The organism is Neobacillus sp. DZ-9 (assembly GCF_059587065.1).
This window is the reverse complement of record NZ_JCAIOL010000006.1, coordinates 337,968-360,005: the sequence shown is the minus strand read 5'-3', so window position 1 is coordinate 360,005 and position 22,038 is coordinate 337,968. Positions and strand designations below refer to the sequence as shown.

At 35.8% G+C, this 22,038-nt stretch carries 23 protein-coding genes; 13 read left to right on the top strand and 10 right to left on the bottom strand.

Annotation, left to right across the window (positions count from 1 at the left end; genetic code table 11):
• Positions 1–77: 77 nt before the first annotated feature.
• Positions 78–1,559 carry an amino acid permease gene (locus AC59HZ_RS19250; protein ID WP_496547404.1) on the top strand — a complete coding sequence of 494 codons (1,482 nt, stop codon included), beginning with the start codon at positions 78–80 and terminating at the stop codon, positions 1,557–1,559.
• Between the two features lie 118 nt (positions 1,560–1,677).
• Here the strand turns inward: AC59HZ_RS19250 and AC59HZ_RS19245 are convergent, their stop codons facing one another.
• Both AC59HZ_RS19245 and AC59HZ_RS19240 read right to left on the bottom strand, forming a co-directional pair.
• Positions 1,678–1,872 (bottom strand): hypothetical protein, encoded by a 195-nt coding sequence (locus tag AC59HZ_RS19245; RefSeq protein WP_496547403.1) that lies wholly within the window; start codon positions 1,870–1,872, stop codon positions 1,678–1,680.
• Positions 1,873–2,454: 582 nt separating this feature from the next.
• Positions 2,455–3,354: a VanW family protein gene (locus AC59HZ_RS19240; RefSeq protein WP_496547402.1), complete on the bottom strand. Its 900-nt coding sequence runs from the start codon at positions 3,352–3,354 to the stop codon at positions 2,455–2,457.
• A gap of 122 nt (positions 3,355–3,476) precedes the next feature.
• Between AC59HZ_RS19240 and AC59HZ_RS19235 the strand changes: the two genes are divergently transcribed.
• Positions 3,477–3,656, top strand: coding sequence for a DUF2187 family protein (locus AC59HZ_RS19235; RefSeq protein WP_496547401.1), 180 nt, complete (start codon positions 3,477–3,479; stop codon positions 3,654–3,656).
• A gap of 391 nt (positions 3,657–4,047) precedes the next feature.
• Positions 4,048–4,872, top strand: a complete 825-nt coding sequence (locus tag AC59HZ_RS19230; RefSeq protein ID WP_496547400.1) for an MBL fold metallo-hydrolase — start codon at positions 4,048–4,050, stop codon at positions 4,870–4,872.
• Positions 4,873–5,049: 177 nt separating this feature from the next.
• On the opposite strand, the gene AC59HZ_RS19225 is transcribed toward AC59HZ_RS19230, so the two are convergent.
• Positions 5,050–5,268 carry a helix-turn-helix domain-containing protein gene (locus AC59HZ_RS19225; protein ID WP_496547399.1) on the bottom strand — a complete coding sequence of 73 codons (219 nt, stop codon included), beginning with the start codon at positions 5,266–5,268 and terminating at the stop codon, positions 5,050–5,052.
• Positions 5,269–5,278: 10 nt separating this feature from the next.
• Positions 5,279–5,767 carry a DUF2975 domain-containing protein gene (locus AC59HZ_RS19220; RefSeq protein ID WP_496547398.1) on the bottom strand — a complete coding sequence of 163 codons (489 nt, stop codon included), beginning with the start codon at positions 5,765–5,767 and terminating at the stop codon, positions 5,279–5,281.
• A gap of 304 nt (positions 5,768–6,071) precedes the next feature.
• Here AC59HZ_RS19220 and AC59HZ_RS19215 point away from each other — a divergent pair, with 304 nt between their 5' ends.
• Entirely contained in the window at positions 6,072–6,512 is a 441-nt protein-coding gene (locus tag AC59HZ_RS19215) for a hypothetical protein (protein ID WP_496547397.1), read from the top strand.
• Between the two features lie 240 nt (positions 6,513–6,752).
• Here AC59HZ_RS19215 and AC59HZ_RS19210 read toward each other — a convergent pair whose 3' ends face one another.
• Positions 6,753–7,586, bottom strand: coding sequence for a MerR family transcriptional regulator (locus tag AC59HZ_RS19210; RefSeq protein WP_496547396.1), 834 nt, complete (start codon positions 7,584–7,586; stop codon positions 6,753–6,755).
• A 119-nt stretch (positions 7,587–7,705) separates the two neighbouring features.
• Here AC59HZ_RS19210 and norA point away from each other — a divergent pair, with 119 nt between their 5' ends.
• A complete protein-coding gene (norA, locus tag AC59HZ_RS19205; protein ID WP_496547395.1) occupies positions 7,706–8,899 on the top strand; it encodes a multidrug efflux MFS transporter NorA in 1,194 nt (397 codons plus the stop codon).
• Positions 8,900–9,231: 332 nt separating this feature from the next.
• Here the strand turns inward: norA and AC59HZ_RS19200 are convergent, their stop codons facing one another.
• The gene (locus AC59HZ_RS19200) at positions 9,232–9,378 is read right to left on the bottom strand and encodes a hypothetical protein (RefSeq protein ID WP_496547394.1); all 147 of its coding nucleotides are present in this window, start codon (positions 9,376–9,378) and stop codon (positions 9,232–9,234) included.
• 797 nt (positions 9,379–10,175) lie between these two features.
• On the opposite strand from AC59HZ_RS19200, the gene AC59HZ_RS19195 reads away from it, so the two are divergent.
• Entirely contained in the window at positions 10,176–10,481 is a 306-nt protein-coding gene (locus AC59HZ_RS19195; protein WP_496547393.1) for a heterocycloanthracin/sonorensin family bacteriocin, read from the top strand.
• A gap of 364 nt (positions 10,482–10,845) precedes the next feature.
• On the opposite strand, the gene AC59HZ_RS19190 is transcribed toward AC59HZ_RS19195, so the two are convergent.
• Positions 10,846–11,037, bottom strand: a complete 192-nt coding sequence (locus tag AC59HZ_RS19190) for a DUF2187 family protein (protein ID WP_496547392.1) — start codon at positions 11,035–11,037, stop codon at positions 10,846–10,848.
• 685 nt (positions 11,038–11,722) lie between these two features.
• Between AC59HZ_RS19190 and AC59HZ_RS19185 the strand changes: the two genes are divergently transcribed.
• On the top strand, positions 11,723–14,056 hold the full coding sequence (locus tag AC59HZ_RS19185; protein WP_496547391.1) for an endo-1,4-beta-xylanase: 2,334 nt from the start codon (positions 11,723–11,725) through the stop codon (positions 14,054–14,056).
• A gap of 99 nt (positions 14,057–14,155) precedes the next feature.
• The gene (locus AC59HZ_RS19180) at positions 14,156–14,299 is read left to right on the top strand and encodes a hypothetical protein (protein WP_496547390.1); all 144 of its coding nucleotides are present in this window, start codon (positions 14,156–14,158) and stop codon (positions 14,297–14,299) included.
• A 42-nt stretch (positions 14,300–14,341) separates the two neighbouring features.
• Here the strand turns inward: AC59HZ_RS19180 and AC59HZ_RS19175 are convergent, their stop codons facing one another.
• Together AC59HZ_RS19175 and AC59HZ_RS19170 are read right to left on the bottom strand one after the other, a co-directional pair.
• Positions 14,342–15,949 carry a sensor histidine kinase gene (locus AC59HZ_RS19175; RefSeq protein WP_496547389.1) on the bottom strand — a complete coding sequence of 536 codons (1,608 nt, stop codon included), beginning with the start codon at positions 15,947–15,949 and terminating at the stop codon, positions 14,342–14,344.
• Complete coding sequence (locus AC59HZ_RS19170) at positions 15,939–16,652, bottom strand: response regulator transcription factor (protein WP_496547388.1); 714 nt, start codon at positions 16,650–16,652, stop codon at positions 15,939–15,941. Before AC59HZ_RS19170 ends, AC59HZ_RS19175 begins: the two co-directional genes overlap by 11 nt.
• 181 nt (positions 16,653–16,833) lie before the next feature.
• Here AC59HZ_RS19170 and AC59HZ_RS19165 point away from each other — a divergent pair, with 181 nt between their 5' ends.
• The 5 genes from AC59HZ_RS19165 (at position 16,834) to uptA (ending at position 20,897) form a co-directional block, all read left to right on the top strand.
• Positions 16,834–17,496 carry a phosphatase PAP2 family protein gene (locus AC59HZ_RS19165; protein WP_496547387.1) on the top strand — a complete coding sequence of 221 codons (663 nt, stop codon included), beginning with the start codon at positions 16,834–16,836 and terminating at the stop codon, positions 17,494–17,496.
• 82 nt (positions 17,497–17,578) lie between these two features.
• Positions 17,579–18,751 carry an MGDG synthase family glycosyltransferase gene (locus AC59HZ_RS19160; protein WP_496547386.1) on the top strand — a complete coding sequence of 391 codons (1,173 nt, stop codon included), beginning with the start codon at positions 17,579–17,581 and terminating at the stop codon, positions 18,749–18,751.
• Between the two features lie 23 nt (positions 18,752–18,774).
• Positions 18,775–19,443, top strand: coding sequence for a TVP38/TMEM64 family protein (locus tag AC59HZ_RS19155; protein ID WP_496547385.1), 669 nt, complete (start codon positions 18,775–18,777; stop codon positions 19,441–19,443).
• Between the two features lie 66 nt (positions 19,444–19,509).
• The gene (locus tag AC59HZ_RS19150; protein ID WP_496547384.1) at positions 19,510–20,199 is read left to right on the top strand and encodes a polysaccharide deacetylase family protein; all 690 of its coding nucleotides are present in this window, start codon (positions 19,510–19,512) and stop codon (positions 20,197–20,199) included.
• Between the two features lie 101 nt (positions 20,200–20,300).
• The gene (uptA, locus tag AC59HZ_RS19145; RefSeq protein ID WP_496547383.1) at positions 20,301–20,897 is read left to right on the top strand and encodes an undecaprenyl phosphate transporter UptA; all 597 of its coding nucleotides are present in this window, start codon (positions 20,301–20,303) and stop codon (positions 20,895–20,897) included.
• A gap of 116 nt (positions 20,898–21,013) precedes the next feature.
• Here uptA and AC59HZ_RS19140 read toward each other — a convergent pair whose 3' ends face one another.
• A complete protein-coding gene (locus AC59HZ_RS19140) occupies positions 21,014–21,889 on the bottom strand; it encodes a DMT family transporter (RefSeq protein WP_496547382.1) in 876 nt (291 codons plus the stop codon).
• Between the last annotated feature and the right edge of the window lie 149 nt (positions 21,890–22,038).

The following is a 22,038-nucleotide window of genomic DNA, read 5'->3' as shown; positions in this document are numbered from 1 at the left end:
CTTTTTTATACGGTCCTATTTTATTTTTAAGATTGTATAAGAATTAATTATAAGAGACTAAAAAAAAGAGGTGTTTTATGCAAACGGTACAAAAAATACAAACTCAGCAAACAAATTCAGGAGATCAACATGAACACCTAGAGAGAAAATTAAAAACAAGGCACCTATCCATGATTGCAATTGGTGGAACGATTGGAACAGGTCTTTTTTTAGCTAGTGGTACTACAATTCATGATGCCGGTCCAGGAGGGGCGATTGCGGCTTATCTAATTGCTGGAATCATGGTTTATTTCCTTATGACCAGCTTATCGGAGATGGCTGCATTTATACCAATTTCAGGTTCTTTCAGTACGTATACTTCAAGATTTGTTGACCCTGCCTTAGGGTTTGCGGTTGGCTGGAATTATTGGTATAACAATGCTATTATTCTAGCTCTTGAATTATCGGCTTCTTCATTGATTATGAAATATTGGCTGCCTAATATTCCGGGCATTGTCTGGAGTGCAACTTTTCTCGTCCTTATTTTTGGTCTAAATGTTTTATCTGTAAAAGGTTATGGTGAATCAGAATTTTGGTTTTCCATCATCAAGGTTGCAACCATCATTATTTTTCTTGTTGTTGGATTACTGATGATTTTTGGAATTATGAATGGTCACACCGGTGGATTTGGAAATCTTACAAAAGGAGAGGCGCCATTTAAGGGAGGCCTTTTATCCATATTTAGTGTCTTTATGGTAGTAGGATTTGCCTTTCAAGGAACTGAAATGGTTGGAGTAGCTGCAGGTGAAAGTGAAAATCCTGAAAAAAATATCCCTAAAGCGATTAAGCAAATCTTCTGGCGAATTCTTTTATTCTATGTTTTAGCCATTTTCGTCATCGGATGCTTAATTAGCTATAATGATCCAAATTTATTAGGTTCCAATCTTGAAAATATTGCTGTAAGTCCATTTACTCTTGTTTTTAAAAATGCTGGGCTGTCATTTGCCGCAGCTGTGATGAATGCTGTCATCCTTACATCCGTTTTATCTGCAGGAAACTCATGTTTATATGTTGGTTCACGGGTCCTATGGGTATTGGCAGAAGAAGGTAAAGCACCAGCATTTTTGAAAAAAGTAAATAAAGGGGGCGTCCCTGTAAACGCATTGTATGCAACTACTTTTATAGGAATGATTTGCTTCCTAACTTCTTTTTTTGGTGACGGAGCAGTTTATTCATGGTTATTAAATGCTGCCGGTCTAGCAGGTTATCTCTCTTGGTTAAGTATTTCTGTTACTCATTATCGATTCCGAAAAGCTTATATTGCGCAAGGCAGAGACTTTAAAGATCTTCCTTATTTTGCGAAATGGTTCCCGTTAGGACCAATACTAGCGACAATATTATGTTTAGTGGCAATGCTCGGAACAAATTACGGGGCATTTATCGGGGATAAGATTGACTGGTATGGAATTCTGGTTTCTTATATTGGATTACCTTTATTCTTACTTGGTTATTTTAGCTATAAAATTGTAAAGAAATCAAAGATGGTTCCATTACAAGAGGCTGATTTCAGCCGAGAATAAGATCACTTTTTCACTAACGCTTTGGAATTCCAAGGCGTTAGTGCTATTCATAGGGTCGTTTTCCATGCAAGAGTTGAAGATCCAGCCGCCATTTTTGGTGGCTTTTATAATTGAAGTTTTATGTGACTAATATCTTTTCGTTCATTATTTGTACATAACGTACAGATATTGAATTAATGATAAAATAATCATGGTCATTTCTAACAATAAAGTATTTGTTACAATCCAGCTTTTCATATATTTCTTGTTCAACATCTTCTTTTTTAACATTTGATTCTTTTATCATTTTTTCTGTTATTATATCATTATCCAAAGTATAGCAAATTGTAAATTCTTTCAAACTATTTTTCCTTTCATTTTAAGAATGGTTTAAACTGTCCAATATCGCCCATTCTAAATTTTGACTCCTATTAATAATTTTGAATTCTACTGAATTGTACTTGCGGGAACCATCACTTTTTGTGCAATATTGATTACACGTTCATATCATGACTAGTGCGAATTATATTGATTAGGGCATTACGAGGATGAATACTATATTAAACAAGTTACCTAACCTCTTTCTAAGTATTATAAAAGATGATTGAGGTAAGTAAATCCCTCTATTTTCCTTTAGCCTTTATACCTATTTTAAGTTCGACTACAAAAAAAGCTACTTATAAAACAGATGCAGGAGTTAAGAACCCAATGGTTGTCCAGTGATTGTAAATGAATAAACTTAAACTAACAGGTGCATTAGTAAAATAAAGCAACGCAATCGAGATGCGTTGTCTTATTATTGCTAAAAATACTTCCTACAAAATTCCTGTCTGATGCTTCCGCTTAATTGCGCATAAATCCGGGTAGTTTCACTTTTTTCAGGTTAGTGAAAAAGAAAAAGCCCCAAAGTATATTTTTACTTGGGGGGATGTCTTTCATTAGGAAGATATGGCACCTTCTTAGGGGTATATGTAACTACATCGGAGGAATAGATTTCAATTTTTAATTTGTTTTTTATCGATTTTGCAAGTATGAGTATAGGTTGATTGTATTCATTTTTAAAGATTAAATCAGGTCCATTCCAACTTACGGTGGCATCCCGCTTTGGTGGAACGTATGAAATCTCTCTACTGTGTGAATTACGCTGAACAACTTTTAAACCTGCATTATCAACTGCATTAAAAAGGGTAGATGATACTTGACAAATTCCACCACCAAAATCCTCTGAAAATTCTCCTTTAACGATTACAGTAGCAGGCAAATATCCTTTTCCTGCTGTTCTTTCTCCTACCACTTTATTAAAGGAAAATATTTCACCTGGAAAAAGAACATAATTATCAATAGCTTTTGCGGCAAGATAAATATTATTGTTTCTTTCTTTGTTATCGGAATTGAAGAATGTTACATATTCCCCAATTTTTTCAACTCTAATATTTCCAAGTAATTCAATGTCGACTCTTGGATAAATAGCTAGTAAGGGGACTTCAAATTTAGATGATCCATTATTAAAATAATAAGAATAAATATTTTCTGTAAAAACTTGGCGGTTTAAACGGTAACCAATTTCTTCTGGTATAATATTCCTGTTTTTATCTATCATTGCATTTTTGGGATTTTTAGTAACATGCTTGTCTATATCGTCCATGAAATTTTTTAACTTTTTTGTATCCAAAATGGGTAATATAGGAAAGTGCATCGAAAAATTAGTACGGTTGACAACGGAGATAGGATGACTGTTGTTAGTGATTTCTAAACTTCCTGGCATATTTACTTGTTGAGATAAAATTATTAGCCCAAGCATCCAACTTAAATTCATATGCTTAAAACCTCCCTAATCTAATTATGAGTTAAAATATCCATTTCATGTAATAGGAGCTATACTTTTTTGTTTTTGCATCTTTTTATCTTTGCTGAAAATAATAAGTTCGGGGTGATAAAATGGCAACTGTTAAAATCGGAGACAATATTTTATTTAAGCGTGAAGGGAAAAGCTATAGTGGAATTGTTACGGTGATAAGAGAAAATTCTGTTATTGTTGAATACGGATACAATAAAGAAAAAGATGTACCACTTACAACAATAGTCAATCATAAAAATTATAAAATTACTGATTCTTAAAGATATTTTTAATGAGTAAAGTTGTTAAAGGATAAGAATACACAATAATATCCTCTTTATAAGAGATTTTAATCTGAAGGTGAGAAGTTATTAGAGCAATTTAAAAAAAGAGGTTAGTTCCCATACTTATACACAAGTATGGGTTTTGTTATTGAAGTAACGGGGGGCGATTGTTCAATAAGAGCAGTCGCTTTTTCTTGTTCAGCTCGATTCTAATTTTTTGCTCAATTATGGAGTTAATTCAACAAGTAGTGTTAAGGCTTACTAAAAAATAAGTAAAAAAAATTGATAAGTTAACTCCTGCTCTAACTTTCAGGTTAGCTTGAGAAGGAAAATTTTCATAATTCATAGAATGATACTCTAAGGATATAGGAGAAAGGAGAGATATTTTTTGAAAAATTTTATTTGTGAAACTTGTGGAGTTCAGTATGAGAGTTCAATCGAAGCACCAAAACAATGTTTGATTTGCGAGGAAGAAAGACAATTTGTTAGTTCCAAAGGTCAGGTGTGGACCACATTAGAAAAGCTGATAGAGGTGGGTACATATAGTAATATCATTAAACTCCAGGAAGAAGGATTACATAGCATAAAGACTAATCCAAGTTTTGGAATCGGACAGACGGCTTATCTTGTACAAGATAAAAATTACAGCTTATTGTGGGATTGTATTACATATATTGATCAATCAACCATTTCACATATTAATAAATTAGGCGGAATTGATGCTATTGCTTTATCACATCCCCATTATTACTCTAGTCAAGTAGAATGGGCTGAAACATTCGATGCTCCAATTTACATACACGAAGATGATAAAGAATGGGTGACTAGAACCAGCGAGAAAATCATTTTTTGGTCTGGAGATTCTCTAAAATTGCAGGAAGGTGTTATCCTTCAAAGAATTGGAGGACATTATAAAGGCGGTACTGTTTTAGAGTGGAAAAATGGAAGCAGTCAAAATGGAATTTTATTGAGTGGAGATATAGTACGCGTAGCGGCTGATCGTAAGTGGGTGAGTTTTATGTATAGTTATCCTAACTTCATTCCTCTGCCCAGTGTAACAGTTGAAAGAATTGCAGATAGGGTAAATGATTTTACATTTAATCGATTGTATGACGCATTTAATCTGATTATTAGAGAAGATGCAGATTTGGTGGTTCAAAGGTCAGCAAATAGGTATATTGAAGCACTAAATGGAACATTATTTAATACTTAATTTACTAAACATTGCAAATCACATCGTATTTTTTGTCACTAATATCAATGTAATTCTCAATGTAATTTTCTAATTAAATAACAATAATAAAAGCAGGGAAGGGATAGCTTAATCGCTATCCCTTCATCTTAATTTCACTATCAAATCCCGTTGGTTGAAGAAAGTTGTTGTCTGATTTTATTGAGTGTCTTCGTCGCTTTTGTACTCCAAAATATCACCTGGCTGACAATCCAAAGTCTTACATATCGCTTCTAATGTTGAAAAACGAACCGCTTTTGCTTTTCCATTTTTCAGAATGGAAAGATTCGCCATAGTAATTCCAACTCTCTGTGAAAGTTCTGTTACGCTCATTTTCCTTTTTGCCAACATCACATCAACATTGATGATAATCGCCATGATATTCACCTCAGATCGTTAAATCATTTTCTGATTTTATATTAATAGCTTCTTGTAAAAGTCTTTGGAGAACACCAGCAAAAACGGCGATCACCATAGAGGCGAAAATAATGATCAATCCGATTGGTATGAAACTTGGAGGGTCAACTTTTTTCGCCATGAGATAATAAAGTGGCATACCTAGCAGGTACAAGGTACTAATCGTGATGGCACAGTATTTTATATTCTTTAAAGCCTTCACCGATAATTCCGAGAACGCTTGGTTCTTATCAATATAGCTTAAAAGCTTAAAAGCTTGATACAGAGCAAAGTAAAAGGGTATCGCTGCCGCGTACATATCGATTAAAACGAGAGATTTCATATAAGCAATATCTGGATACAATTCTCCAGCAAAATTCCCGATCCTAGGCACCAAAAATATGCACATTGCAAGAACTGCAATTCCAACCAGAAAAATAATTACCTTTAAGAAAGTGGTTGAACCTCGTTTAACATTCATTTAAAACACCTCACATATTTAATCAATATGATTTTATCATTTTATTTATTGTTTTACAATAAATTAGTATTGTTTTTTATTGTATTATTATTGTTACATAAAGTCCTTCGATATAAACAATGTACTTAAACTATCGGGAATTTTAGTAAAAAATAAGGACCATTATTGAAGTGATTTCGTATTTTTCAATATTCTGCAATCAGGTAGCTTTCTTGAATATAAAATTGTCTTCTTTTATTAAGTATAAAATTATATATAATTTGTAAACTAATTTTATCCACAATAAGATTAAGGAATCGATGATATGATCCAAGATAAGGTCTTAAAAATTGGTTTATTAGGAGTTCTGTCAACAATACCAGGCGAGATTGCTTCGAGGATATTTGCTTATTTTGGCATTGGTAAGTATGGTATTTATGAATTAGCAAGTCTTATTATTACATTTAACAGGCCTGTATTCACCATAGGATTAATTGTAGATTTTTTAGTTGGTAGTGTTTTTGCAATCTTACTTTACTTTATATTTGAAAAGTTGGGTTCATGCCATTTAGTTATTAAAACTACTTTTTGCAGTTTAATGGCCTGGTTAGTATGTGAATTTTTATTCTCAGCGATAATAGAAGGCAAGTATATCCCTATTAGACCCATAAATGATTATTATTCCCATATTTTTAGTGCCATGATTTTTGGTATTACATTAGGACTGTTGTTAAAAAAATTTATATTCAAGAAGTTAAATCCATGATAAGTTTAACCCTTTTAAAACTCAAAAAGTATTACTTTAAGAATTAGTCTTTTTGATATGTTCCGGTATCTAATACAACATATATTAGGGATTGGAGTTATATTAAAGTGTAGAAGAGATTTTGAAACATTACACTAAAACTAACGGGGCAGGTTGTTTAACAAGAATTGATTAATATCAAAATAAAAAAAGCTTGGGTTAAATTTTCCCAAGCTCATCTATACAAGAATTTTTGAAAAATTAACTCTCTATTTGATCGACTTGTATCATAATTTTGGTGACGTAATGTTCCTTATGATTCATTACAACTGTATCATAAATATACTCTTCAAAAACATAATCACCTAAGGTTAAATTTAAACGCTCCATCTCTGAAAAAAGCCGCTTATATGTATGATGAATTGTTTTTTCATCCCCTATATGATATCCACTGAGAAAATCACCCTTAACACTTTTAAAATACGGATATCCTTCCTTTGGATTTGGTTGCTCAATATATAAATAGCTATAATTAGTGAATTCGCCCTTTAATACTTGCTCCCGTTTCGTTATAACACCTATTGGATATCCTGAATCAAGTTGTGATACGTTCAATTCATTAATAAAATCTGAAACGACCTCTACAAATTCTTCATCGGTTATATTTTCAATATTTCTACTTAAATAAAGTGTTGCTTGTGGGAATTGTTCAAGCGTAACTTGATGAAAATCAAGGTGTGACGCTTCTTCCATTAATGCTATTTTTGCCTCAATAATTTTTTCCTTCGTTTCAATTTCCTGACGTTTTTTCACAATCTCTTCTTTTTTTTGATACATTATAGACAAAAAATTTTCAGGCGATTTATTTTGTGTATATTGTTGAATATCATTTAGCGACATACCAAGATCCTTTAATAAATCAATAACAAAGAAAAGCTCGATTTGGCGAATTGAATAATAACGGTAACCTTTTTCATTTTTCAATTCTGGAGAGAAAAGCCCAATTTGATCGTAATAAAAGAGTGTCTGTTTGTTTACTTTGCAAAGCTTCGCGAATTCCCCTGTAGTTAAATATTTTCCATCTTTTTTATTCATTTTTACAGCACCACCCTTGACTATATAGTTACTATATACACTAGGATGGAAATTGTAAACAAAAGAAAACAATACCAGTTAGTTTAAGCTAATTAGTTTTGTTAAGGAGAATGTAAAAGATGAAAACTAATAAAGTCACCTTGGGATTATTATTAATGAATTTATTCATAGCCTTTTTGGGAATCGGTCTTGTAATTCCAGTTATGCCTACTTTGATGAATGAATTAGGCATAACTGGGACAACAGTGGGTTATTTAACAGCAGCGTTTGCCATTGCACAATTGATTGTTTCACCATTTGCAGGGAAAGCAGCCGATAAATTGGGTAGGAAAATTATGATTGTAATTGGTTTATTTATTTTCGGTCTCTCAGAATTTTTATTTGGGATTGGCAAACAAATTGAAATGTTATTTATTTCTCGTATTTTGGGTGGAATTAGTGCTGCATTTATTATGCCAGCTGTCACAGCTTTCATTGCTGATATTACAAATTTGAATACTCGCCCGAAAGCACTAGGTTATATGTCAGCTTCAATTAGTACAGGATTTATTATTGGTCCAGGTATTGGTGGATTCTTAGCGGAATTTGGAACACGTATACCATTCTTCTTTGCAGGAGGACTTGGTACAATTGCGGCTATACTATCTATTATTTTATTATCTGAGCCGAATCGTAAAGAAGATAAAAATGAACAAGTCTCAGAGGGGAAGAGTGGCTTCAAACGTATTATTGCCCCAAAATATTTCCTTGCGTTTATTTTAATTTTTATTGCCTCATTTGGTTTAGCAGCTTTTGAATCGTTCTTTAGTCTATTTGTGGACCATAAATTTCAATTTAAACCATCAGATATTGCTATTGTTATCACAGGTGGTGCCATTTTTGGTGCTGTTTCACAAGTCTTACTATTTGATCGGCTTACACGAATTTGGGGTGAAATAAAACTGATTCGAAACAGCTTAATATTATCAGCCTTACTTGTCTTTTTAATGACAGTTGTTCATTCATATTTCTCTATTTTATTTGTTACATTTATTGTTTTTGTAGGATTCGATTTATTCCGCCCAACAGTAACTTCATATCTTTCAAATATTGCCGGGAACGAACAAGGTTTCGTTGGTGGAATGAACTCTATGTTTACAAGTTTAGCGAACATTAGTGGACCAATTCTAGGGGGGATATTATTTGATATAGATATTAACTTCCCTTACTACTTTGCGACTGTGATACTATCTCTGGGAATAGTTATTACATTGTTCTGGAAGAAGCAAGCAAATGATTCTTCAAACAAAGTGAAGGCTAGTATAGCTAATTAATCAAATTGGAATAAAGGCGAAAATTGTGAAACATTGTACTTAAACTAAAGGGTGCATTAGATCAAAAGCTGCCAGTAAAGTGTCTTTTTTATCACACTAAAGGAATTCAAGAGTTGAAGATTGGGATGGCTGCGGCGATCCCTTTTTTATTGCATTAAACAAGGACAAACAAATAAGATTGTGAAAAATTGCACTTAAAGGAACGGGTGTTTTAGTAAAAAAGGTTTGCATAGACAGCAAGCATTTTCCTTTGTTTATCTAGTTAAATGCAAAGTATGTAATAGAGGATCGAGACATCCCAAATCCTCCTCAAATATTCAAAACTTTTTCTTTTAACAACAGTGACCGAAGCCGTGCCAAGGATGATGGAACCCGAAACCACCATAGTAAGGGTAATGATGAGGATAATAACCGTAACCGTACGGATGATAGCCATATCCCATCATCGGATAACCATAATGACCAAAGTAAGGGGGCATTTGAAGACACCTGCTTTCATTTATTTAGATTACACTTTAGTCATATGTCTGATGGTTTAGATAAGAGCATTTCTTATCTAAAAATGGGCGTTACATAGTCAGGTTACTTCAAGGTTCGGAAACATTTCCGGCTTGATTTTTATTCAACTCCAGTTTACTTGAATAAACACTATTACGCATTAGCTAAAAAGGTCTTGATTAAGAAGGATTTGAATACTTAACAATATATGGAACAAAATAACAATAAAGAGCAAGGTAAGCCTCCATTTACATTGAGATTTCATCAATCCTTGCTCCTTTATTTTTTTAAATATTATGTCAACTTTTTTCGTCTTCACAGAACCCAATAGTAAAGTAAAACTGGTTCAATTGTCTCAGGTAAAATTCAAACAGACTAAATAAAAAAGTGTAACCAATTAGCCTAGAAACACTAGTTTAATCGAAAAAGAGCTAGGAGACATTCCTAGCTCTTACCTGTATTAGCTCCGCCTTCGCTAAATACCATGGTAACCTCATTTGACACCCCACCCTAAATTATCTTGTCCCATATAACAAATTATTAGAAATGAAACAAGAACCTTTATTTAGGCTCATCCATAAGAATTGTTTTTTTATCAATATTCTATAAAACTTCAACGTGAAATAGGCTCTTTATTTAGTAACAGGGACCTAAGAGAAATCATAATTTGTTGAAGAGAATACACAGATTATCTAATGTATTAGACAAAACTGACAATTTATTTTTCAATTCTCTATTCAGCTTTAACCTGATTATAAATATCAAAGGGGAGGACAAAATGCAGAATTTCCAACATGATCTTCAAACGTTAGGGATGGATCATTACCAAGTAGGTCAGTTAATTCCGCTGGATTTTCAAACTCAAGATCCAAGTGACGCTAGGCGTTGCGGTGGTTTCGGCCGTTGCGGCGGTTTTGGTCGCTGTGGTGGCTTTGGTCGTTGCGGTGGCTTTGGTCGTTGTGGGGGTTTTGGCGGTTGCTTCGGTTTTAGTTGTTTTGGATGTGGTGGATGTGGTGGATGCTATAACGGCTACTATAACGGCTACTATAACTGCTATAACTGTGTCAGCGTTGTTGTTATTTAAACATTTCCGGAAAATTTTTTTGAAAAGTGTCCCTGCAAATAACGCAGGGGCACTTCTTTACAGTTTCTCATATTGGAGAAAAAATCGTACTTAAACTATCCTGAAAATAAGTTCTGAGAACTAAGAAAAATGGCAAATTCAGAAGTATTTTGTTACTCACTAGAAACATAATTTCACTTAAAAAAGGTGTTTCTTATCTAAGTGACGTTTGTACAATAAGGAGGGAACAACTAGGTGCAAAAGTTATTGTGGGAACGGATCGCAGTAGCCTTTATCGTTGATAACTTAGTAATTATTGATAAAGGCTATTATATTTAAGACTTATTGGCACTTCAATTTATTTAAACTAATGTCCAGGTTTTTTTTATAATTGTAATGCTGCTTTTTTAATAACTTCGTAGTTTTTATGATTGATAACGGTTACATTATTTTCATATAAAATATCCGTGGGATTTATATGTATTTTAATCATTACGGAGTTTTCATAAACCTTTTCCACAATCCCGATAATTCCTTTTTTAGTTCTAATCTGATCATTTAACTCTGCAATAATCATGATGTCTCACCCTTTTTAACTATAATTTACAGACAATTCCCTAATATTGCAACCCTTTATTGGAATAAAGAGTAAAAATGCGGATAAAACATACTCATATATTATTTATGTGAGTAGCTGAAAAGGTACTCTTTTTATATACCATCATAAATGATACTAGCAAAGCTTCGGGTAAAGTTTTAGAAAACGTAGGATTGAAAGGTAAAATAAACAAACACTCCATAGTTTATTAAAAATTTTGAATTTTTTTCAAAAACTTAATTTAACGGGTATACAAAGTTAAAGCGTCAGTGTATTATGATTATGAAAGTGCTTCCATAGAAGGAAATGTATGAATTATGTCATTAAGAAAAGAGGTGAGAATAAAATTAAAATCCTTTTTCTCTGTTACCTACAAATCTACTAAAATACCATGGTTAGGGGCGATTTCACAAGGAAGGAAGCTTAAAATTTTGATAAAGGATGAGTTATCCACTAATAAATACATAGTCAATGCAATACAGCAATGTACGATCCATGGCGTTTTTGAAAGCGCTTTGATACCTTTTCCAGTTGATTTCTATTGACTTCCAGTCAGGTAGCTGTATGAGCATCCATAACGACGTAAAGCTACTCGATCAACGTTAGGCATGTTGCTTCACCAACCTGTATTGGAGTTGAAATTTATTAAAACAGGAGACATATTATGAACAAGAGGATTAGCTTCAAACGCTGCGTGTCGCAACTAACTGCTGTCTTGATGGTATCCGGAGCGTTCTTAACGGTCCTGGGATTTGCCAAGGTGGATGCCGCAAGCACGGACGTCAAAACGGTATACACGGTTGATTTCAACCAAACGGAACAAACAACGGAACAATCCTGGTTTACCTCGTCATCAGCATCCCAGGTTACTTGGCAACACGGAGGCGGCATTGGTGCCGGAGACGATTACGTCCTTCAAGGCACACATACCGGTACAGACTACACTGCTGCCAACAATGCAATCCATCTGACATTGCCCCAGTCCCTTCCGGCTGGTTATGTCTACAACATCCAAGTATCGTTCTATGTCCCTTCCGCGCTAAACAATGGAAAAACTACGATTACTGGTCCGGGAGTCGTATTGAACGGTGCATACGCAAACAGCCAGTACAAGCTTCCGTCAAATCCTGGGACAATCGCGATGGACACATGGAAGCCTATCAATATCAACACCCCTGTTATGACGGACGACCTTTCGAGCGTCGACTTCCGCTTTGTTACCAATACTGATGTGAACCATCCGGATGTCTGGTACATTGACCACATTGTAATCAGCCAGGTCGGCGATCTTCATCCGTTACCGACTTGGAATCTTACCATTCCATCGCTGGCTGACGCCTATAAGGGAAGCTTCCTGTTTGGCAACGTGATCGAGCCCAACCAGCTTGATGCCAAAACGACCAACATGTATAAGTCCTACTACAATGTTGTGACACCTGAAAATGCCATGAAACCAGTTTCCTTAAGCACCGCGAAAGGTGTTTACAATTTCGCAAACGCTGATTCAATCGTCTCATGGGCTGAGCAAAACGGCATCAACGTTCACGCTCACACATTAGTATGGCATTCCCAATCTCCGGATTGGCTGAATAAGACTGCTGACGGCAGCCCGCTTACTCGAGCTGAAGCTCAGCAAAACTTGCATGATTATATCGCCAATGTCGCAGGGCACTTCGCCGGCAAGGTCATTTCTTGGGACGTTGTCAACGAGGCTCTTGATGGTGGCTCTCTCCCAATCACCGATTGGAAAGAAGTTGCAAGAAAGTCCCCTTGGTATGCAGCATATGCGAACGGCGCTGACACGGCAAAAGGTGATAGCGGGGCAGACTATATCTATGACGCATTTGTTTTCGCCCGTCAGACTGACCCGAACGCAAAACTTTACTATAATGACTATAACGAAACAGATGCCTGGAAGCGCGAAGCGATTGGGCAGATGGTCGAAGACATTAACGCAAAATGGCTGACCGACTCGCGCAACACTGACCCGAACCGCAAACTTATTGAAGGCGTGGGCATGCAGTCACATTATTCGATCAACGGACCGACTCCATCCCAGGTTGAAGCTTCCATCCAACGCTTCATTCAGGCTGGAGTAACGATTAGCGTCTCCGAACTCGATGCCGGCGTTCCGAATGCCGCAGCACTTACACAGGACCAGCAAGTCGCTCAGGCTGTCTATTATGCTCACCTGTTTGAAATTTACAAAGCGTATGCCGACCATATCCAGCGCGTAACCGTCTGGGGGAAGGCTGACTCGCAGAGCTGGCGCAATACAGCGAGTCCCGTACTGTTCGATGGCATGTTCGTTCCGAAACAAGACTACTATGCTGTTCTTGATCCGAGCGGATATCTGCTGAAACAAGGTCTTGCGCCTCGTCCGCTGTATGACCTGACTGTATCGACGCCAGACACTCAGGCAGTTGTTGCTGGTCTTCATGCCGACATCAGCGTGAACGCTACTGCCGCTGACCTTACCAACTACAAAGTGGTTGCTTATCTTGCCAAGGACGGAGTAAAATTCAGCGATGATTTTGGACTTGTCAACGGTACCGGAAAGATAGAGATTTCGCAGGCACCGGCAGCCGGAAAATATAGTGTAGTTGTGGACGCTTATAAAGATTCGACCTTATTTGCTTCAAAGGCTTTTCCACTGACGATTGTCGACAACAACTTCGAAGTAAACGTTAACGGGACAAACCTCAACTACACGCTCGACGATGCTGGCATTGCAGCAATTACTTCGACTGTGGAACAGCTAAATGCTTTACTCAACACCGATTCGCAGACAATCACGATTGATTTGAGCGGCGACAGCAACGTGACCGGTATCAAGTTCATGGTCCCTGCGGAGCCATTCAAAAACGTCGACAAGACGATCGTATTTACGGCAGGAAACCAAAGTTATCGTGTTAAGACGAATACCATCTGGAACAACGCAGGCAAAACCAGAATTATCACCTTCAGCGCGGACGGCGTATCCATAAACAATATGTGATCATCGAATCGGGTGATGGATGGAGAAAGGAGTCTCTGAAATGGGGCTCCTTTCCCTTTTGTTCTTCAACTAAATGGGCAGGTAAACTGAAGAAGGAAATTGGGGACTGGTGGTGAATTAGTAGGTTTTGCTTTATTATTATCACTTGCAGCTAGATTTATTGGTCTTTTGATGATGGGGCATTTCAATAATACGGTGATTTTAAAAATGTTAAAAGAACATCTATTCGATGCTCTTTTATAATGTGTTTTTCTGCTATTTCATTAGCTAATTGGACATCTAAAGTTATTTTTCATGAAAAGGAAGAGTAATTGAGAGTGTAATCACTTGATTTTGATAATCAGCATTGATGGTTCCATGATGTAATTCAATGATACTCTTTGTTATTGACAAGCCTAATCCCGCACCAGACTGCTGGGAAGAACGTGAAGTATCAACACGATAAAACCGGTCAAATAACCGAACAACCTCATCTCTTGAAATTGATTCACATGGATTTGATACAGAAATCTGAACAGAATGTATATTCTTATTCATATTAACCTGAATGTTTCCAGGAGGCGTACTATATTTAATTGCATTTGTTAATATATTTTCCAATGCTCGAACCATTTGGTTGGGATCAACTTTCATCATTATTGGTTCATTTGGGAGATCGCTAGTAAACTGAACATTATTGTCATTAGCAATCGGATTAAGTTCATCCATTAACTGTCTCAGCATTTGATTTAGGCTTACATATTCCTTTTTTAACTGCACACCTTGATTGGTTAAACGAGTAAAATCAAATAAATCCTCGATTAACTTTTTTAATTGTACCGATTTTCCATATGCAATATCTACGTATTCATCTACTTGTTGCTGGTTTTTATATTGGTGGTCTTTCACAAGCCTTAAATAACCCATGATAGAAGTTAACGGGGTACGTAAATCATGGGAAACATTGGTGATAAGCTCATCCTTTAATTTTTCCGTCTGCCTTTGCCTTTCAATCATCTCGTTTAATTCGGAAGCCATATAATTGATATTAGTCGCTAGAGAGCCCACTTCGTCTTTACTTTTCTCCCGAATCCGATAGTTTAGATTTCCTTTTGCAATTTCCATTAATCCTAAAGCAATCTCCTCAATTTCCTTCATTTTATGTTTGGTGATTATATAAAAACAGAGAATAAATGTAATAAGCCCGAGAAGGTAAGGGGTAACCCCGGTTTCCTTCGTATAAACCGTAGTGGATTTAGGGGTGCCGCGTACCACTAAATAGTTTTGCTCATCGTTAAGGGAGATTGGATACAATCGTGTAACAGTTGGAATCTCATGCTTTATTCTAATAAGAGATTTTTCAGTATCCTCCTTTATATTTTTAATACTCACTTGTGTTTGGTTAACTCCAGCAGTTTTGAATAGAATTTTACCATTCATATCTGTAATAAAGGCATCAAAATTGTTTCGATTTCTTGATGAATCAAGTAAATAAAGAATTAACTCCTTTTTTGTTAATTGGTAGGCAGTAGTTCCTTTGAATGGAACTTTTATCCATTCCTCATTTTTTTTAGAGGAGGGGATAGACCGGTTAAGATACATATTCTTAAAATCTGGATCTTTATTTCCTAATTCAGTTATAAGCCCATTTAAATTTTGATCCATACGATTTAACTGTGTGACCAAATCCCGCGCACGTTCATCAATAGTTACAATGCCTTCGGTAAAATCAAGATGTCGATCCTGATTTACAAAGAAGGGACTAGAAATGAAAAAAACGAGTAAGGAAAAGAGAATACAGAGCATAAACGTTAGGATTACCTGAATTCTAATACTTGTCTTAAAGAGATGAACGAGTTTAGCAAAATAGTTGTTGCTCTGAATTAAGGACTTGGAATATTTCTCATTGTTCAATTTTGTACCCAACCCCCCAAACTGTTTTTATATACCGAGGTTCGCGAGGGTTGCTCTCCAGTTTCTCACGTAGGTTCCGGATGTGAACCATAACGGTATTTTCTGATTCATAAAAGGGTTCGTTCCAAACCTGTTCGTAGATTTTTTCTGTACTGAATACAACACCAGGGTTTCGAGCTAACAGTTCTAAAATCGCAAATTCCCTTGGCGTTAATTTTTTTTCTTGGCCCTCTACGGTAACAAGATGTGTAGATACGTTTATTATAAGTTCATCTATAGAAATGATATCCATCTGTTGGACTGAATTTGGTTGAGTAACTCCATCTATCTGATTAAACCGCAGATAACGACGAAGCTGAGACTTCACTCTTGCTACTAATTCCAAAGGTTGAAACGGTTTTGTGACATAATCATCTGCTCCTGTTGTTAATCCCATAATCTTATCCATATCTTGTGATTTTGCCGATAACATTATAATAGGAACATTTCTGCTTTCTCTTATTTTCAAACAAGCCTGGATTCCGTCTAAACGAGGCATCATGATGTCTAAAACCACTAAATGAACGTTGTTTTCTTCCAGGTATTTTAACCCTTCCATTCCGTCTGCTGCTTTCAGTATGTTATATCCCTCATTTGTTAGATAAATCCCGATTAAATCACGTATTTCCTTTTCATCATCAATAATTAGAATGGTTTCTTGCATCTAAACCTCTCCTTTCTAATGCCTAAAGTGTACTCTATTCCTCTTAAGAAAAGACAAAAGAATTTCTGAAGATTTTCTGAAGATTTGCTTTTACTTTTAAGAAAATCTTAAGAAGGAATGTTACGTTTCCTTAAGAAGTTTTTTGTAACATAAAAACAGACACACGAGGAGGAAATGGAAGATGAATAAAAATTGGAAAATAGCTGCGATGCTTTGTTTTTTGTTGAGCATTCCAGCAATGATGTTGGTTTATCCATATTTAAATACACCTGCTCGCGGAGTTCATACGCTAATTACTAGTTTAGATAATACCATTCCTGTTGTGAAATGGTTTGTGATTCCTTATGTTGCATGGGTTGGTTATTTAACTATAACGTTAATTTACTTTTGTTTTAAAGATTCTACACTTGCATTTAAAACGATTCTTGTTTTTGATCTGGGATTATTAGCTTCTTTTATCATTTTTTATTTTTATCAAACAGTAGGTCCTGTACGCCCTGTGATATCAGGTGATGATTTCCTTTCACGATTGTTGAAGTATGTTTATAAAATTGATCAACCATATAATTGCTTTCCAAGTATTCATGTCATGAGCAGCTATTTAATGATTCGCGCCATTCGGAATTGTTTGTGGAAAAAATGGTGGATCCAATGGGGAATCAGATGTTTCTCAATCTCCATCATCCTTGCCACCTTGTTTATAAAACAACATGTGCTTATGGATGTGTTCGCTTCCATTTTATTGGTTGAATGCTTATTTAAAATAGTAGACGTTGTGCATGATTGGTTGTTAGTACCGAAACGAACCGGTAAACCTGTTGCCCAAAAGTCTTTTTCGGTATAGCCAGGATTGTTTAAATGACCCGCTGGTAACGGGGGAGGAAAGAGTCTAATTATAAATATTACATTAAGGGGAGTGGAGAAAAATGAACGTATTAAATCAAAAGAAAGTTTTATTTCTTACAGGGAATTACGGAGATGGTCATATACAAGTAGCTCAAGCTCTTTACGATGCAATAGAAATTAGATATCCATCATTAGAACCTGTGATTTTTGATTTTATGGAATGGGTTCATCCTTTAACCAATCAGTTTAGCCGTTATATTTACCTACAGGGAGTGAAAAAATTCCCTCAGTTGTATGGGTATATCTACCAAAAAACAAGACGAGTGAACAAATTATCGAATTTGATGAAGACCATTTTGTCTACAGGAGTTGGACGGATGCTTAAATTGATTAGAGAAATACAGCCGGCGGTTGTAGTGAGTACATTCCCATTGGCTGCAGCTGTCATGTCTAAATTGAAGTCATATGGTTTAACGGATATTCCTACGGTAACGACTATAACAGATCATACTGATCATAGCTGTTGGATTTACCCATTCACAGATCAATATATTGTTGGTTCGGGTGTTGTTCGTGATTCATTGATTAGTTTAGGCGTAGAAGGAAGTCGGATTGCAGAAACTGGGATTCCTATCCGTCAGCAATTTTCTCAAACCTTTCAACGAGATTTAATTCTTGAGAAGTACGGGTTAGATCCTCATTTGCCAACCTTATTAGTGATGGGGGGTGGATGCGGTTTGATTGGGGATGGAAATTCTACCATTCAGGAGATTGATGCATTACCAGATCCAATCCAATTAATTATTGTTTGTGGACATAATGAAAAACTTCGTTTGGAATTACAGGAAAAGCTAAAGGGTTCGAAACATCGGATCCATCTCACTGGTTACATCAATTACGTCCATGAGTTGATGTCCATATCCGAGCTTATGATTACAAAACCTGGAGGAGTGACTACCTTTGAAGCAATTGCCATGGAATTGCCGATGCTCCTTTATAAGCCTATCCCTGGTCAAGAACAGGATAACGCGAAATTTTTAGTCCGTTCAGGTGTGGCTGTACAAGCCGAAACCAATCAAGATTTAATAGAGCATATTTCTAATTTATTGTACAATAAGGAACTACTTCAACAGATGAGGGAAAATTCTAAACAGTTTCATCCAAAAGAATCGGCGTTTGCTTCGATTGAAGTAATTCTGAATGCGAAACAGGACAATAATCGTTTGGTTGACTTAATCTATACCTTAGGTTGATAAGTCAAGAAAAGGAGTGGATTATGGAAAATATCTTATCCGAACCATACATGAAAAAAAAATCACTGGCAGCTCGTTCCCTATCCATTGGAAGTTTGATATTCTTCTTACTTTTTACAGGACTTTATTTGTATTGTCTTCATACTGGTACTGCAAAAGGATGGCTTGAATCGATCCGCCATCTAGGTTTAATAGGGATTGTTACAGGTATTATCATTCAAACATTCGTAAATGTCCTACCTGTACCTGGGGAATTTGTTTCTCTGTTTTTGATCGAAATATATGGACCAGTTGCAGGAGGATTCTATTCTTGGATCGGTGGGATTTTAGGAGCCATTGTTGCGTATCATCTCTCGAATTGGATTGCGCGCCCAATCATTGAGCCATTGGCAAAGCCTTATTTGGAAAAAATCGATCGTTGGTTAAAGAAAAATGGTGATTTAGGGCTGTTGATTATCCGTTTTGTCCCATTGGTGCCTTATCATTTTATCAATTATGGTGCAGGCATTTTGAGAGCAAACAAAAGGGCATTTATATGGACGACTGCTTTAGGGATATTGCCTTATACGATTTCAGTGAGTACCCTCTTTGCAGGGATTCGTCATGGAAGTTTATTTCCTTTTATTATTGGAGGTGGACTTTTCATTTTGTCCTCCATTCTATGTATAGCTTTACGAAGAAAGACAGATTAAGTGCTTAAAGTTTCTCTATAATGATACAAATTAGTACAACATAGGACGAAAGGAGAAAACCGGAAAATGACTAAGATCTTATTACTACTGTTGGTCATCCTATCATTTTATTGGTTGATACCATTCTTTCTTACTGCCGGTGCAGGTATTGGGGTTTTAAAAAGGAAAGAGAATACTGAAAAATTGGCGTTTACTTTTGATGATGGACCAAACCCAATTTATACCCCTATGTTATTGGATTTGTTAAAACAGCATAATATTAAAGCGACGTTTTTTGTCGTTGGTTCTAAAGCGGAAAAATATCCGGAGCTTATTGGAAGAATTCACGCTGAAGGACATTTAATTGGATTGCACAATTACGTGCATAAATCTAACTGGGTATTGAGTCCCTGGACCATTCGTCGTCATTTAAGAAAGAGTGCAACTATTATTGAAAAAATTACTGGAAAACGTCCTATCTATTATCGTCCGCCATGGGGGTTATTAAATTTATTGGATTTGCTCCTAATGAAACAGTATAAGATCATACATTGGTCGGTTATGGCGGAAGACTGGAGCGAAAAGGGCGGCAGTGAAAAAATAGAAAAAAGACTGTTACAAAATATCAAAAAAGGGGACGTTGTCCTTTTGCATGATTGTGGGGAAACAATGGGGGCTGATCAATCTGCACCAATGAACACCATCAATGCGTTAAAAAACGTATTTAAAGAATTATCCAACCGAAATATATCTTGTGTAAGAATTGATGAATTGTAGGTAACAAGAAAATTAGAGATTTATATTCATTTAGCTGGTCTATTATTAGACGATATAAGGACAGGCCACAAACTAAAAGAGAATAGGCAGGGTTATCATTTATGTCGCATTTCATTCAAACGATATTTGATATGCTTTCTAATCTAGGGTATTTAGGAATTGCATTAGGTTTAATGGTTGAAATCATACCAAGTGAGGTTGTATTAGCCTACGGCGGATACTTGATTTCAATAGGGAAGATTTCATTTATAGGAGCAGTTGCAGCAGGCACGATTGGTGGTATTATTGCCCAATGGTTTCTTTATTGGATTGGAAAATATGGTGGAAGACCATTTCTGGTAAAATGCGGAAAGTACTTTCTTATCAAGCCTTCTCATATTGACATAGCTCAAAAATGGTTTAGTAAATATGGTTCAGGAGTTATTTTTACAGCAAGGTTTATTCCAGTTGTTAGACATGCAATTTCTATTCCAGCGGGTATTGCAAAAATGTCTTTTTCTAAATTCAGCTTTTACACACTTCTTGCTATTATTCCATGGTCCATTTTATTCCTATACCTTGGAATGAACTTAGGTTCTAATTGGGAACAGATTAATAGTGCAGCAAAACCATTTGTCACACCAGTGATTTTTATCGCCATTATTCTTACTCTTATTTATTTTATCTTTAATTGGAGAAAAAAAGTAAAGAGATCTTAGGGCCTTAATTTTTTATTGGGCTAAAAATTCAATGATATAATTTATAAACAGAGAATATTTTTATCAGGAAAAATCAAGCAAAACCCCTTCAAATTTAATTGAAGGGGTTTTTAATTCTATTTTTTCTCGATGATAACAAATAAAACACCTGTGAGAATTAGAAAAGAGCCTATCCAAAATGTTAAACCTATGGTCTCTCCTAGAATAAGCCAGCCAAGTAATGTTCCAACCACGGGTTGAAAGAAGAAAAATATTCCTCCACTTGAGGCGTTCACCATTTGTAATCCACGATTCCAAAGTAGAAATCCACCTGCTGTTGAAACAATACCCAAATACAATATTCCTCCCCAAATGGTCGGGTGAGTCAATTGAGAGATATTAATTTCTTGTAATCGTGGCAATACAAAAGGAGTCAACACGATTAATGAAACTAAGATGGAATAGGTCGTTATCACAATTTGTGAATAATCACTAGGCAAAAGCTTTACAAGTACGGACATCAGTGCCCAAGTTAAAGCTGCAATAAGTAGTGCAATACCTCCAAGTGTACTAGACATATTCACATTGCTAATTCCAACAATGAGGAACACTCCAATTGTGGCTAAACAAACGGAGGCTCCCTTTTTTAAGGTCATCGATTCTTTAAGGATGAAGCGAGCAAAAATAACCATAAAAGCTGGTGTTGAGGAAGTTATGATGGCTCCCATTTGTGCCGTTGATAGCATTGTACCAGTTTCCTGAGTAACAATTGAAATGGCATTACCTATAATTCCAATGGCTATGATTATTAAGACATAACGTTTTTCAATACGCCATTTTTGTCTTGTTATAAAGCCCATAACGAGAAGTGCGATAATCGCCACTAAATAACGCATCCACACAAGTTCTAGCGGAGGTATGACCGATACTATGACTTTAACAACAACGTACATACCGCCCCAAATACTTGAAGCTAAAATTAAATATAAAGAACCTAATAAGGTGTTTTTCATTTTTTGTGCCCTCCGTCTTTTTTTAGGTCGAGAATGCCCCTAACGGAGAGATGTAGTCATCTTCACTCCATTAAGAGCAGAAGAGAGCTACTGGTACATCATTTTCAAATAATGGAGTCCAAAACATTTTGATTCACCTCAGTCCTACC

Excerpts from the sequence above, each read along its gene's own strand:
- norA (WP_496547395.1), top strand. The coding sequence starts at position 7,706 with ATGAAAACTAATAAAGTCACCTTGGGATTATTATTAATGAATTTATTC.
- AC59HZ_RS19185 (WP_496547391.1), top strand. The coding sequence starts at position 11,723 with ATGAACAAGAGGATTAGCTTCAAACGCTGCGTGTCGCAACTAACTGCT.
- AC59HZ_RS19165 (WP_496547387.1), top strand. The coding sequence starts at position 16,834 with ATGAATAAAAATTGGAAAATAGCTGCGATGCTTTGTTTTTTGTTGAGC.
- AC59HZ_RS19140 (WP_496547382.1), bottom strand. The coding sequence starts at position 21,889 with ATGAAAAACACCTTATTAGGTTCTTTATATTTAATTTTAGCTTCAAGT.
- AC59HZ_RS19250 (WP_496547404.1), top strand. The coding sequence starts at position 78 with ATGCAAACGGTACAAAAAATACAAACTCAGCAAACAAATTCAGGAGAT.
- AC59HZ_RS19235 (WP_496547401.1), top strand. The coding sequence starts at position 3,477 with ATGGCAACTGTTAAAATCGGAGACAATATTTTATTTAAGCGTGAAGGG.
- AC59HZ_RS19155 (WP_496547385.1), top strand. The coding sequence starts at position 18,775 with ATGGAAAATATCTTATCCGAACCATACATGAAAAAAAAATCACTGGCA.
- AC59HZ_RS19170 (WP_496547388.1), bottom strand. The coding sequence starts at position 16,652 with ATGCAAGAAACCATTCTAATTATTGATGATGAAAAGGAAATACGTGAT.
- AC59HZ_RS19195 (WP_496547393.1), top strand. The coding sequence starts at position 10,176 with ATGCAGAATTTCCAACATGATCTTCAAACGTTAGGGATGGATCATTAC.
- AC59HZ_RS19150 (WP_496547384.1), top strand. The coding sequence starts at position 19,510 with ATGACTAAGATCTTATTACTACTGTTGGTCATCCTATCATTTTATTGG.
- uptA (WP_496547383.1), top strand. The coding sequence starts at position 20,301 with ATGTCGCATTTCATTCAAACGATATTTGATATGCTTTCTAATCTAGGG.
- AC59HZ_RS19190 (WP_496547392.1), bottom strand. The coding sequence starts at position 11,037 with ATGATTATTGCAGAGTTAAATGATCAGATTAGAACTAAAAAAGGAATT.
- AC59HZ_RS19240 (WP_496547402.1), bottom strand. The coding sequence starts at position 3,354 with ATGAATTTAAGTTGGATGCTTGGGCTAATAATTTTATCTCAACAAGTA.
- AC59HZ_RS19200 (WP_496547394.1), bottom strand. The coding sequence starts at position 9,378 with ATGCCCCCTTACTTTGGTCATTATGGTTATCCGATGATGGGATATGGC.
- AC59HZ_RS19160 (WP_496547386.1), top strand. The coding sequence starts at position 17,579 with ATGAACGTATTAAATCAAAAGAAAGTTTTATTTCTTACAGGGAATTAC.
- AC59HZ_RS19210 (WP_496547396.1), bottom strand. The coding sequence starts at position 7,586 with ATGAATAAAAAAGATGGAAAATATTTAACTACAGGGGAATTCGCGAAG.
- AC59HZ_RS19215 (WP_496547397.1), top strand. The coding sequence starts at position 6,072 with ATGATCCAAGATAAGGTCTTAAAAATTGGTTTATTAGGAGTTCTGTCA.
- AC59HZ_RS19225 (WP_496547399.1), bottom strand. The coding sequence starts at position 5,268 with ATGGCGATTATCATCAATGTTGATGTGATGTTGGCAAAAAGGAAAATG.
- AC59HZ_RS19220 (WP_496547398.1), bottom strand. The coding sequence starts at position 5,767 with ATGAATGTTAAACGAGGTTCAACCACTTTCTTAAAGGTAATTATTTTT.